Source organism: Methylobacterium sp. WSM2598 (genome assembly GCF_000379105.1).
In the GTDB taxonomy this organism is placed as follows: Bacteria; Pseudomonadota; Alphaproteobacteria; order Rhizobiales; family Beijerinckiaceae; genus Methylobacterium.
The window spans coordinates 3650347-3662670 of record NZ_KB900609.1; the positions used below are offsets into that span (position 1 = coordinate 3650347).

12 protein-coding genes are annotated in these 12324 nt (G+C 75.9%); 10 read left to right on the forward strand and 2 right to left on the reverse strand.

Annotated elements, in window-relative coordinates; all coding sequences use genetic code 11:
* The first annotated feature begins 141 nt into the window (after positions 1-141).
* From MET2598_RS0117430 to MET2598_RS0117470, 9 genes are all read left to right on the forward strand, one after another.
* A complete protein-coding gene (locus MET2598_RS0117430; RefSeq protein WP_026190790.1) occupies positions 142-1767 on the forward strand; it encodes a GspE/PulE family protein in 1626 nt (541 codons plus the stop codon).
* Positions 1768-1777: 10 nt separating this feature from the next.
* Positions 1778-2839, forward strand: coding sequence for a PilN domain-containing protein (locus MET2598_RS0117435; protein ID WP_012331900.1), 1062 nt, complete (start codon positions 1778-1780; stop codon positions 2837-2839).
* Positions 2836-3453, forward strand: coding sequence for a type II secretion system protein GspM (gene gspM / locus MET2598_RS0117440; protein ID WP_018261735.1), 618 nt, complete (start codon positions 2836-2838; stop codon positions 3451-3453). The genes MET2598_RS0117435 and gspM overlap by 4 nt, the downstream gene beginning before the upstream one ends.
* Positions 3450-4118 (forward strand): hypothetical protein, encoded by a 669-nt coding sequence (locus MET2598_RS0117445; RefSeq protein WP_018261736.1) that lies wholly within the window; start codon positions 3450-3452, stop codon positions 4116-4118. Before gspM ends, MET2598_RS0117445 begins: the two co-directional genes overlap by 4 nt.
* A 257-nt stretch (positions 4119-4375) precedes the next feature.
* On the forward strand, positions 4376-6703 hold the full coding sequence (gene gspD, locus MET2598_RS0117450; RefSeq protein WP_018261737.1) for a type II secretion system secretin GspD: 2328 nt from the start codon (positions 4376-4378) through the stop codon (positions 6701-6703).
* A gap of 101 nt (positions 6704-6804) precedes the next feature.
* The gene (locus tag MET2598_RS0117455) at positions 6805-7383 is read left to right on the forward strand and encodes a prepilin peptidase (RefSeq protein WP_012331896.1); all 579 of its coding nucleotides are present in this window, start codon (positions 6805-6807) and stop codon (positions 7381-7383) included.
* Positions 7380-8591 (forward strand): type II secretion system F family protein, encoded by a 1212-nt coding sequence (locus MET2598_RS0117460; protein WP_018261738.1) that lies wholly within the window; start codon positions 7380-7382, stop codon positions 8589-8591. Before MET2598_RS0117455 ends, MET2598_RS0117460 begins: the two co-directional genes overlap by 4 nt.
* Positions 8592-8679: 88 nt before the next feature.
* Positions 8680-9117, forward strand: coding sequence for a type II secretion system major pseudopilin GspG (gene gspG / locus MET2598_RS0117465; RefSeq protein ID WP_012331894.1), 438 nt, complete (start codon positions 8680-8682; stop codon positions 9115-9117).
* Positions 9095-9646, forward strand: a complete 552-nt coding sequence (locus tag MET2598_RS0117470; protein WP_012331893.1) for a prepilin-type N-terminal cleavage/methylation domain-containing protein — start codon at positions 9095-9097, stop codon at positions 9644-9646. Before gspG ends, MET2598_RS0117470 begins: the two co-directional genes overlap by 23 nt.
* Here the strand turns inward: MET2598_RS0117470 and MET2598_RS0117475 are convergent.
* Both MET2598_RS0117475 and MET2598_RS0117480 read right to left on the reverse strand, forming a co-directional pair.
* A complete protein-coding gene (locus MET2598_RS0117475) occupies positions 9643-11070 on the reverse strand; it encodes a TIGR04222 domain-containing membrane protein (RefSeq protein WP_018261739.1) in 1428 nt (475 codons plus the stop codon). The genes MET2598_RS0117470 and MET2598_RS0117475 overlap by 4 nt on opposite strands.
* Positions 11071-11385: 315 nt before the next feature.
* Complete coding sequence (locus MET2598_RS0117480) at positions 11386-11709, reverse strand: hypothetical protein (RefSeq protein ID WP_012331891.1); 324 nt, start codon at positions 11707-11709, stop codon at positions 11386-11388.
* Between the two features lie 373 nt (positions 11710-12082).
* Between MET2598_RS0117480 and MET2598_RS0117485 the strand changes: the two genes are divergently transcribed.
* The gene (locus MET2598_RS0117485; RefSeq protein WP_018261741.1) at positions 12083-12277 is read left to right on the forward strand and encodes a DUF2934 domain-containing protein; all 195 of its coding nucleotides are present in this window, start codon (positions 12083-12085) and stop codon (positions 12275-12277) included.
* Positions 12278-12324: the final 47 nt, after the last annotated feature.

The window sequence follows — 12324 nt, forward strand, 5'->3', positions numbered from 1 at the left end:
CGTGACACAGGTCTTGCTTTTCTCTTAACGGCGCGTGGCCGGCCTCCGCGGGCCGGCAGATCGCCGTTAGACTTCACCGGACAAGCAAGCTGACGAGTCGAGCCGGCCGGCACCGGGGGCCGGCACCGGGGGGTGGCGAGGGTGGGGGCGTTCGAGCGGTCCGTCACGGGAGAGGCCCTGCCGCCGGAGGCGGGGGGCGCGGAGGCGCTCTGGCGCGCGGGCGGCGTCCCGGCGGGGGACCTCGCCCAGGCGCTCGCCGCGCATCACGGCCTGCCCCGCCTCGACCGCGACGCGGTCGCGGCCCTGCCGGACCTGACCGCCGGGCTGTCCCGCCGCTTCCTCGCCGACGCCTTCCTGTACCCGGTCGCCGGGCCGGAGGGGCCGCTCCTCCTCGTGGCCGATCCCGGAAACGAGGAGGCGATCCGCGCCGTGGCGCTCGCCCTCGGCTGCGCGCCCCGGCTCGGGGTCCTCTCCTTCGAGGAGATCGGCGAACTCATCGCCCGGGCCGAGGGCGCCACCGCCGCGCCCGAGGCGCGGGCGCGCCCCGCCCACGCGGATCTCGGCCTCACGGACGACGTCGAGGCGCTGCAGGACCTCGCCCGGGGCGCCCCGATCGTGCGGGCCATCGACGCGCTCCTGGAGCGCGCCGTCGAGGTCGGGGCGACCGACATCCACCTGGAGACCGGCCGCGAGGAGCTGCGGGTGCGGCTGCGGATCGACGGGCGGCTGCGCCTGCACCAGACCCTGCCGAAGGACATGGCCCCGGCGATCATCTCGCGGGTGAAGATCCTGGCCGGGCTCGACATCGCCGAGCGGCGCCTGCCGCAGGACGGGCGCACCAATGTGCGGGTGCGCGCGAGCGAGGCGGATCTGCGCGTCGCCGTGATGCCGACCCTCTACGGCGAGACGGCGGTGCTGCGCATCCTGGTGAAGGACGCGCGCCTCCTCGACTTCGCCCGGGTCGGCCTCTCGGCCCGCGACCGGGACGCGCTGGAGCGGATGCTCGGCGAGCCGCACGGGCTGATCATCGTCACCGGGCCGACCGGCAGCGGCAAGACCACCACGCTCGCCACCGCGGTCTCGCTCCTCAACGACCCGGCCCGCAAGATCGTCACGGTCGAGGACCCGATCGAGTACCAGATCCCCGGCATCCACCAGACCCAGATCAAGCCCGGCATCGGGCTCACCTTCGCGAACGCGCTGCGCTCCTTCCTGCGCCACGATCCGGACGTGATCATGGTCGGCGAGATGCGCGACCGCGAGACGGCGGCGATCGGCATCCAGGCGGCGCTCACCGGCCACCTCGTGCTGACCACCCTCCACACCAACAGCGCCCCGGACGCGGTCATCCGCCTCGCCGACATGGGCGTCGAACCCTACCTGATCGCCGCGTCCCTGCGGGGGGTCGTCGGGCAGCGCCTGGTGCGGCGCCTGTGCGAGCGCTGCCGGGCGCCGGATCCGGACGGGGGCGCGGCGCTCGACGCGGTCTGCGCCCGCCGGGGCTTCGCGCGGCCGGCGGGCGCGCGGGTCCATCGCCCGGTCGGCTGCCCGCATTGCGGCGGCAGCGGCTTTCGCGGCCGGGTCGGGGTCTTCGAGGTGATGCCGGTGGACGAGGCGCTCACCGGCCTGATCCGGCGCGAGCCCGACCCGCTGGTGCTGCTGCGCGCCGCCCGCGAGGCCGGGATGACGACGATGCTGGAGGACGGCCTCGCCAAGGCCGCCGACGGGCTCACCTCGCTCGACGAGGTGATGCGGATGACCGGCTAGGGAGGCGCGCGTGGCCCTGGCCCTCCCCTGGATCCGGCATGCCGGACCGCCGCTCCGCCCCCTGCGCGACCTCCTCGCGGCGCTGCTCGACGAGGCCGTCCGGCGACTCGGCCCCGTGGCGGCGCGCCTCGGCGGCGGCCGGCGGGTGGTCGTGGTGGAGGAGGACGCGCTCCTCGTCTACGGCGTCGCGCGCGGGGGCGAGGCGGTGCTGGCCGCGCGGCTCGGGCCGGGCGAGGCCGCCCCCGAGCGCCTGCGCGGCGGGCCCCTCGAGGCACGCCTCCCGGCCGGCTGCTTCCTGCGCCGCTCGCTCTCGGTGCCGGAGGCGGGCCGCGCCTACCTGCGGCCGATCATCGAGCACCGGCTCGAACGCCTCACGCCCTGGCAGCCCGACCGGGTGCTCTACGGGTTCCGGGTCGCGCCGCCCGCCCCGGGGGGCGACGTCACGGTCGACCTCCTCGTCACCGCGCGGGAGCGGGCCGAGCCCCTCCTGGCGCGGGTCGCGGCGGCGGGCCTGCGCCCGACGGCCCTCGGCAGCGCCGAGGAGCCCCTCGCGGCGCCGCTGGCGATCGACCTCTATGCCGGCCGGGCGGAGGCGGGCGATCCCGTCCTGCGGCGACGGCTCGGCCGCGGCCTCGCGGGCGCGCTCGCGCTCCTCGCGCTCGCCTGCGCGGGCACGGCCTGGCTCGCGGCCTCGGCGGAGGCCGAGCTGCAGGCCACGGAGGAGCGGCTCGCCGCCCTGCAGGCCCGGGTTCAGGCCCGGACCAGGCCGCGGGCGAGCCGCGCGCAGGCGCTGCTCGCCGCGAATCGCCCCGAGGCGGGAATGGGCTCCCTCCTCGACCGCCTGAGCGCGGCCCTGCCGGACCACACGGTGCTGCGGGAACTCGACGCGGGCCGGGGCACGCTGCATCTCCTCGGGCGCTCGGCCGATGCGCCGGCCCTGGTGGGCCTGCTGGAGACCCAGGCGGGCCTGTCGGGCCTGCGCTTCGCCGCCCCGGTCGTGCGGGACGGCGAGGGGCGCGACCTGTTCGATCTCGCCGCCACGCGCGCGGCGCCCCCGGGAGGCGTGCCGTGACCGAGACTCCCGCCCGGCGCTGGCTCGGGCCGGCCGCGCTCGCGCTCTTCCTCGGCCTCCCGGGCCTGCTCGCCGCGACGACGCTCGCCAACGCCCTGCGCTGGTCGCAGGCCGCGGAGGCTGCCGGGGAGCGCGGCGCGCAGCTCGCCCGGCTGGAGGCGAAGGTGCGCGGCCTCGCCGCCGCGCCGGCCGCCGCGCCGGCCGAGACCGCCTCCCCGTTCCTCGAAGCCCGCAGCCCGAGCCTCGCCCGGGCCGAGCTGCAGACCCGCCTCGTCGCCCTGGTGGAGCGGGCGGGCGGGCGCCTGATCGAGGTGCAGGTCGAGGAGGAGCCGGCCGCCGCCGATCCCCTGAGCCTGCTCGCCCGCGTCACCCTGGAGACCCGCAATCCCGGCCTCCTCGACCTGCTCACCGCCGTGGAGAACGGCCGGCCGCTCCTCACCGTCGAGGGCCTCAACCTGCGCCCGGCGCAAGGGCACGGTGCCCAAGGGTACGGAGGCCAAGGGTACGGAGGCCAAGGGTACGGCAGCCAAGCGCGCGGAGCCGCGGCCGAGGAGGATCCGATGCTGCGCGTCGCCCTCGCGGTGAGGGGTTACCGCGCGGAGGAGCGACCGTGAGAGCCTGCCCGCCCGCCGCCCTGGCGCTCCTCGCCCTCTCCGGCCCCGCCCTCGCGCAGGCGGGGTCGATCGGCGCGATGCTCTTTCCCGGCTCGGTCGCGCCGGGCCCGCCCGCGGCCGCGGCTCCGCCGCCCGGGCCGGCCGAGCCCGGCCAGCCGGCGCTGCCAAGCCAAGCGGCGCTGCCAAGCCAAGCGGCGCTGCCAAGCCAGCCGGCGCTGCCCGACCAGGCCGCGCCCTCGCCCTCGCCCTCCGCCGAGGCGAGCGGCGCGGCGGCCCGGCCGGCCCGCGCCCGCCCGCTCTTCTCGGCGAGCCGGCGGCCGCCCGCGATCCCGGTCGCCGCGCCGCCGCCGGTCGTGGCCTTCGTTCCCCCGCCGCCCGAGCCGCCGAGGCCGCCGCCGCAGCTGCGGCTCGTCGGCATCGTGGAGGGGAGCGAGCAGCCCTTCGCGGTCGTGCGGGGAGCGGCGGCCGACAAGGCCGCCACCCTGCGGGCCGGCGACCGCGTCGAGGGCTGGGAGGTGGCCCGCATCGAGGGCGACCGCCTCCTCCTGCGCGACGGCCCGCGCGAGCAGGAATATCGTCTGTTCGCCAAAAGCTCCGCCACCGGAGCCCCTGCGGCCGGCTTGGCGCGAATGTTATCCACGCAGCCCGGCCACGCGCTGAGATAGACGCTCCGACTTGCGGAACACTTGCGACAGGTCCGCCGCACCAAGAGATCCTCGTTCGGCAGTCAATGCCGAATTTCCTATCCAGTATTGCAGTCTAACAATTTCATGATGGCGTGATAAAACAGTCACAGGCGCTTCGCCACAAGTCCTAATAAGTGGAAACAAATTGACACCCCCGGGGGCCCTGCCTAGGGTTGCGCCAACGCACTTCGGACCGAACTCACATGCACAGGGCGCGCATTGTCTCCGGAGCGCTGTTGATTGCAGGGCTCCTGGGCTTCGTCGGGCCGCTGCGGTCGCAGGAAGCGGGCCGCGCGACGCTGGCCGGGCCGGAGCTCAACCTCGACCTCACCGCCCGCGCGACCCCTCCGGTCGGCGCGAAGGCGGGGCGGGAGGGCGGCCTCGTCCCGCGCGACCGCGCGCCGGGGCGCAGCTACCATTTCCCGCCGGAGCCGATCGAGACGACGGGCGGCCTGCCGGTCGATCTCGGCGAGCCCCTCGACGTCGGCAATGCGGCGACGGGCGAGGGCAGCTTCCGGCTCAACTTCGAGCGGGCCGAGATCAAGGACGTGCTGCACACGGTCCTGAACGAGACGCTCGGCCTCAGCTACACGCTCGGGGCGGACGTCGCCGGGCAGGTGACGATCTCCTCGCCGCGGCCCCTGACCCGGGCCGAGATGCTGGGCGCGATCGAGAGCGTGCTGGCGAGCCACGGGCTGGCCCTGACCCGCAACGGCAGCGGCTACCTGATCGCCCCGACCGCCCTGGGCTCCGGCTCGGTGAATTTCGGCTCGGGCGCGCAGGCGGGCTACGGCGTATCGGTCGTGCCCCTGCGCCACGTCTCGGCCGCGGTGATGTCGCGCCTCGTCTCCGGCTTCGTCACCGAGGCGGACGGGGTCCGCTTCGACATCTCCCGCAACACCATCGTGCTGAAGGGCCCGGGCCCCAAGCGCCAGGAGGCGGTGAGCGCCATCCTGTCTCTCGACGGCGACTGGATGCGCGGCCAGTCGGTCAGCCTGTTCGAGCTGCGCCGCGTGCGGCCCGAGGCCGTGGTGGCCGAACTCGCCCAGCTCTTCGACACCTCGGAGAACGGCGCCGGCTCGGGGCTGATCCAGTTCAAGCCGGTCTCGCGGCTGCGGGCGGTGCTGGTCCTGTCGAAGAACCCGGCCCTGATCCGCCGTGCCGAGACCTTCATCCGCAAGCTCGACAACGTCACCGAGGCGGCCGAGGAGAACGTCTTCGTCTACAAGGCGCGCTACCGGGACGCGCGGGAGCTCGCCCGGGTCGTGAACGGCCTGTTCGGCAACGGCCAGGGCGGCCTCGCGGCGGGGCCGACCGGGCCGGGCCTCGGCCAGCAGGGCCGGTCTGGGCTCGGCGGCGCGGGATCGTCGGGCCAGGGCGGGCTCGGCTCCGGCTTCGGCGGGGGCGGCCTGTCGAGCCCGGGCGGCTCCGGGCTGCCGGCCTCGCAGCCGGGCGGCAACGGCAACGAGCTCCTGCGGGCGCGCTTCGCCTCGGCCTTCGGCGACGCGGTGCCGGCCGCCCCGGCGGATCCGGGCGGCGGCATGGGCGGGGGCATGGGCGGCGGCTTGGCTGGCGGCGGCATGAACAGCGCCATGATCGACCTGACGACGCAGCCGAACGGGCGCGGGCGCGGCGTGGCGATCAGCGCCGACCCGGCCAACAACGCGGTCGTCACCTACGCGGACGGCGACACGTACAAGAAGGTCTACGCCGCCCTGCGCCGCCTCGACGCGGTGCCGGCCCAGGTCGCCGTCAACGTCACCATCGCGGAGGTGAAGCTCAACGACGAGCTCAAGCACGGCGTCCAGTTCTTCCTCGACAGCCGCAGCCTGGGGCTCGGCCGCAACAAGGGCTCGGTCGGTCTGGTCAGCGCGGCGGCGAGCGGCGCCAGCAACGTCCTCAAGCCCGGCAACGGCTTCAACTTCCTGGTGGGCGGCTATTCCGGGCCGGACGTGGTGATCAACGCGCTCGACGGCTTCACGGACGTGAAGGTGCTGTCCTCGCCCTCGCTCGTGGTGCTGGAGAACCAGCCGGCGACGCTGCAGGTGGGCGATTCGGTGCCGATCACGACGCGTCAGGCCCAGAGCGTGGACTTCGCCAACGCGCCGCTGATCAACCAGGTCGAGTTCCGCGACACCGGCATCATCCTCAACGTGATCCCGCGCATCGGCCAGAACGACGCGGTGACGATGCAGATCGAGCAGGAGATCTCCGCGGTGGTGGGCGGCTCCGACACGCTCACGCCGACGATCTCGAAGCGCCGGGTGGCGAGCACGATCTCGGTGGCGAACGGCCAGACGGTGCTGCTCGCCGGGCTGATCAGCGACAAGCACCAGCGCGAGCGCGACGGCATCCCGATCCTCGGCCGGCTGCCGCAGATCGGCGCCCTGTTCAGCTCGACCAACAATGCCGACGAGCGGACGGAGCTGGTCGTGTTCATCCGCCCGGTGGTGGTGCGCAGCGGCCGCGACGCGCAGCGGGTGGCCGAGGATTACCGCGGCCAGCTCCTGGACGCGGGCGTGCGCCGCGGCGCCCGCGCGGCGGCCCCGGTGCTCAAGCGCTGACGGGCGGCGTGCGCCGGGAGGGTGGTGCGCCGGACCCGACCTGGTGCGGGATCGCGGCGCGCGTGGCATGAATCGGCGGGACGATCCGGTGGGAAGCGGCCGTGCACGCAGCTGATCCGACGGGCACCGCCGCGCTCGCGCGCAGGGCCGGGCGCCTCGTCCTGCCCGGGGTGGCCCTCGCCCTCGCCCCGACCCTGTGGCTCGGCTCGCCCGAGGCGCTGAGCCTCGTCCTCGCCCTCGCGCTCCTCGCCGCGGTGGCGCAGGTCGTCTGGCAGGACGTGGTCAGCCTCACCATCGCGGACGGCACCGTCGCGGCGATCGGGCTCGTCGCCGCGGCGGCGCGCCTGGGCGCCGGGGAGCCGCGCGCCGAGGCGGCGGCGCTCGCGGTCGACGGCCTCGTCTGCGGCGGCGGCCTCTGGCTGATCCGCGAGGCCTATTACCGCCGGCGCGGCCATGACGGCATCGGCCTCGGCGACGTGAAGCTCGCGGCGGCGGGGGGACTCCTCACCGGGCTCGAAGGCTTCGCCTGGGCGCTGCTGCTGGCGAGCCTCGGCGGGCTCGCGGTCGTGGCCGCGAGCCGCCTGCGGGCGCGCCCGATCGGCCGCGGGGACAAGATCCCGTTCGGGGCCTTCCTGGCGCCGGCCCTCCTCGCCGTCTGGTTCGCGGGCGGGCCGCCGTGAGCACGACCTACGAGTACCGCGCCCTCGACCCGGCCGGACGCGTCCAGACCGGGGCGATCGAGGCCGAGAGCCGCGCCGAGGTGATCGCCCAGCTCGACCGGGCCGGCTTCACGCCGCTCTCGGCGACGGCGCGGCCGGCCGGGGGCCGGGGCTGGCGCGACTTGCTGCGGCCCGAGCCGCGGCCGGACGACATCACCGCCATGACCCTCGACCTCGCCATGCTCCTGCGGGGCGGCGTGACGCTGACCGACGCGCTCCAGATCCTGGCGCAGCTGGAGACGCGGCGCTGGCTCGTCGGCGTGCTGCGCGACCTCCACCTCTCCCTCGGCCAGGGAAGGAGCCTCTCCCAGGCGGTGGCCCGGCACCCGCGCCTGTTCCCGCCGATCTATCGCAAGATGGTGGAGGTGGCGGAGGCGGCGGGGCGCCTCGAAGGGGCGCTGGGGAGCCTCGCGGCCGAGCGCCAGCGCGGCGAGCGCCTGCGCCGCCGCTTCGTCTCGGCCATCGCCTACCCGCTCTTCCTGGTCGCGGCCGCCTTCGCGGTGCTGGCCTTCGTGCTGATCTACCTGATCCCGAAATTCGAGGTGGCGCTGCAGGGCTTCCGCGACCGCATCGATCCGGCCGCCCTGTTCGTGTTCAATCTCTCGGCGGCGGTGAACGCCCATCTCGACCTGATCGGGATCGGGCTCGCGGGCCTGCTCGGCGGCGCCCTGGTGCTGGCGCGGCTCGGGCGCGAGCGCGGCCTGTGGATCGGGCTCCTCGCCCGGCTGCCGGTCGTGCGCACGCTGCTCGCGCACGAACTCACCGTGACCTTCTGCCGGACGCTGGCGATCCTGGTCGGCGGCGGAGTCGACATCTCGACGGCGCTGCGGCTGATCCGCGGCGTCGTGCGCCTGCCCGGGGCGGGCGCGGAGATCGACCGGGTCATCGCCGACGTGCGCCAGGGGCAGCGCCTGTCCGAGGCGCTCGGCCAGCGCCGGCTGTTCCCGCGCCACGTCGTCCAGATGCTGCGGGTGGGCGAGGAGGCGGGCGAGTTGCCCGACAGCGCCGAGCGGGTCGCCGCCTTCTACGAGGTGAAGCTCGAGGCCGCCCTCGGCCGGCTGATCGCGATCGTCGGCCCGGCCGTCATGGTGCTGGTCAGCGTCCTGATCGCCTGGCTGATCATCTCGGTGATGACGGCGCTGATGAGCATCAACGACCTTCTGGTCTGATCCTGCCGTGGCCGCGACCTGTCCACACGATGCCTTATTCTTCCCTCACCGGATGCTCCGCTGCCATGATGATCCCGGGTTCCGGCGCATGATCCTCGACCGCCCCTCGTCCCCGCCGCCCGCGCGCCGCGACGCGCGCGCCGGCTTCACCCTCGTCGAACTCCTCGTCGTGCTGGTGATCCTCGGCCTCGTGATGGGCCTCGCCGGCCCGCGGGTGCTCGGCTACCTGTCGAGTTCCCGCGAGCGGACCGCGAAGCTGCAGATCGAGTCCTTCGCCTCGGCCCTCGACCTCTTCTTCCTCGACAACGGGCGCTATCCCTCGACGAGCGAGGGCCTGCAGGCCCTGGTGCAGCGCCCGCCCTCCGCCGAGAGCTGGGGCGGTCCCTACCTGAAGCAGACCAATGTGCCGCCCGACCCTTGGGGACGTCCCTACGAGTACCGGGCCCCCGGCAAGGCGGGCCCCTACGCGATCCTCTCCCTGGGGCCCGAAGGGCAGCGCGGCGGTGCCCCGATCGGCCGCGAGTGACGCGCGTCCCGGCCCCGCGCGGCGCCCGCGCGGGGCCGGCATCCGCGCCGCGGCCGGCCGGATCTCGGGCGAGGCGGGCCGGGCCGGCTTCACCCTGGTCGAGGCGCTGGCGGCCTTCGCCATCGTGGCGATGCTGAGCCTCGCCCTCCAGCGCGGCCTGGTGCAGTCGCGCCTCGGCTGGCTGTGGATCGACGACCGGGTCGCGGCCGCGCGGGTGGCGCGCTCGCTCCTTGTCCAGCCGGTGAACCTCGCCCAGGCCGCGGCGGGCGGCTGGGAGGGGGAGGCGGACGGGCGCCGCTTCCGGGTCCGGCTCAGCCCCGTGGCGCTCCCCCTGCCGCCGCCGCCGCCCGAGCCGGTGCCGCCGGTCCCGCGCCCGCCGGACCGGGAGCCGGCGATCCGCTGGGTGCCGCTGCGCGAGCGGATCGAGGTCGAGACCGCCCGCGGCGCGCTGGCCCTCGAGACGATCCGGCTCTGCCCCTTCGAGGAGGAGCGCAGGGCCGCGCCCGCCGGCGCCGCGCCCCGGGGCTAATCCCCGCCGCCACCGCCGCAGCCGCCGCAGCCCCCTCCCCCGCCGCCCCCGTCACCGCCGCCGTCGCCGCCCCCGCCGCCGTCGCTGCCGCCGGGCGGGCGCAGGAAGGCGACGAAGCCGGTCAGCTCGGTGCCGACCAGCGCGAGCGCGCCGGAGACCGCGAAGGCGAACAGCACCTCGTTCGGCAGCGGGGCCCGCGCCGCCCGCGCGTGGTGGGAGCGGTAGACCTCCAGGACGCGGTCGCCCGCCCGGGTGCGCGTCATGGGATGCAGCAGGGTCCAGAGCCCGAGGAGCGCCGTCGCGCCCATCATCAGGGCCAGGAAGCCGACCGGCCGGTCCCGCGACAGGCCGACCCCGAGATTGGCGAGGCCGAGGGCGAGCACCGCCCCCAGCACCGCCAGACCGATCCCCCGCAGCAGGCGCACCCGCTCCCGCGGCGGCACGAGGCCGCGCGCGGCCAGCGCGTGCGAGAGCCGCTCGACCGGGGCGTCGAGGGCGGCCCGCAGCTCCGCGCGGCTGCGGTCCCCCGCGGGCGGCCGGAACGGTTCGAGCTCCGAGGGGAGCGGCGGGCGGTGCGGCCAGACCAGGATGCGCCGGCTCGCCGGGTCGACCGAGGCGCCGCCCCGCTCGTAGAGGGCCAGCGCCACCACGTCGGCGACGCGCTGCGGCCCCCCCGCCAGGTAGGCGAGGTCGGGCAGGCTCAGCTTCGGCATGGCCGGCGCCTCGCCGCCCCGGCAGGCGGCGCGCAGCGCCAGGGCGATCAGGAGGGCGGCCGCCGCGAGCCCCGCGTAGAGCTGGAGGAAGGGCGGTCCGGGCCAGTCGAGGGGATCGGCCGGCAGGGCCGCGGCCGGCGGCGCGCCCAGCCCCGCGAGCAGGGCCGCCAGGGCAGCGGCCGCGCGCAGGGGCCCGCGCAGCAGGCGCGGGCGGGCGAGCACGATCGTCCGGTCGGTGTCGACGGTGCGGTAGCGGGGGGTCCTGCGGAACCGCGCCCGCGTGCCCGGCCAGAACAGCGGGCCGGGCGGGCCGAAGCGGGCCTCGTAGCGGGCGAGGGTCTCGGCGTACTGGCGCACGAGGCGGGCCCGCTCGGCCGGTCCGCCCGCCGCCGGCTCGTGGTGGAGGGGGGTGCGCAGCACGTCGCGGCACCAGACGTCCCAGTAGTCGCGCGAGTCGGTGAGGTGGAGGTGCCAGACCTCGTCCACCTCCTCGCTCGGCGTGACGGGACCCGCCCCGAGGCAGGCGAGGAAGCAGAAGCGGCGATACTCCGCCACGGCGCCGCGGGCGAAGGCCAGGGACCAGCCCCGGTCGCGGGCGAGGCGGCGGGTGAAGTCGAGGTCCCGGCCCGGCACCTCGAAGGGATGGGCGGCGATCCGGTCCCACAGGGCGGCCTCGGCGGGGGACCAGATCGCCGGCGTGACGGGCTGCATGCCTCTCCTCCGGTCGCAGCGTCGCCTGCCGTCCCGCGGCGGCGCGGGGCCGAGGATACACCGGCATCGGACAAAACCTTGACCGGCCGGCGCGCCGCTCCGGCGGCCCGCGACGCGGCGGGGTCAGGGGTCAGGGAGCCTCAGCGGCTGGACATCGCGCGATTCGCGTCGCGAGCGCGTCGCTCGATCACGGCGGCCGCGAGGTCGCGCCCCCGTCGGGCCTCGCCCCGTCGCGACAGGCGGACCGGACAGGCCACGCTATCGTTCTGGCATCACCGCGGAGTGGTGTGACGGAGGTCGAGGGATCTCCACCTCTCAGCCGTGCCGGATCGCCGCGAGGGGGCGGCCGGCCCGCTTCGTCGACCGGTCGCCCTCGATCAGGCGGCCCTCGACCAGCCGACCCTGCCGGCGGTCGATCGCGGTGACGAGGAAGCGGTGGAAGGGCGTGCCCCGCCGGTGCGAGACCCGGTCGTCGTAGTCGTGGAGCACGGCCTCCAGGGCGACGATGCGCTCGGACGCGCGGCCATAGGCCGATTCGAGCTCGTCGAGCGCCTCGGTCACGAGGGCGCTGGCGCCCGCCGCGGTCACGCCGGAGGCGTGGTCGAGCTTGCGCAGGCAGTGGGTCACCGGGTCGGTCATGGTCGTCACCTGAGCGGCAAGACTGCGCCGTTGGGCCGGATTTCACCTATGTCAATAACCGGAGCAGCCGCCAGGATCCATCGGGCTTTCGGACATGGCTGCCCGGCGCGCTTGGCCGGGACGCCCCGAGACCGGGGGCGCCCCCTCGGGCCCGCCCGGGCGAGGATGGACGGGGGATCGCGCGGCCCTCGCGGCCGCCGCCGCAACCCGGGTCCCCGCGCGGAAAGGATCGCGACGGACGGGGACCCGACGGCATGCATTCCTCGTTAGGACGGAGCCTGCCCGGCGCAGCCGCGAGGCTCCGCGGCGCCGGGCGGCGCCTCCTCGTCAGGTCCGGCGGCCGCCGGCCGCCGCGCGGCAATCGGAACCCGAGATGGCAAGCCTTCCCGACATCACGCCCGAGCAGATCCGGGAGCGGGCCCACGAACTCTGGGAGCGCAACCACCGCCCGGACGGCTTCGACCTGGAATTCTGGCTGCTGGCGGAGCGCGAGGTGAGGGCCGAGCGCGCCCGCGCCGCCCGCGAGGCGGGCCAGACCGACGAGGGATCGCCCCGGCCGCCGGGCTGAGGGGCGGGACAGGCGCCGCCCGGGGCCTCAGCATCCTTCCGCCGGCC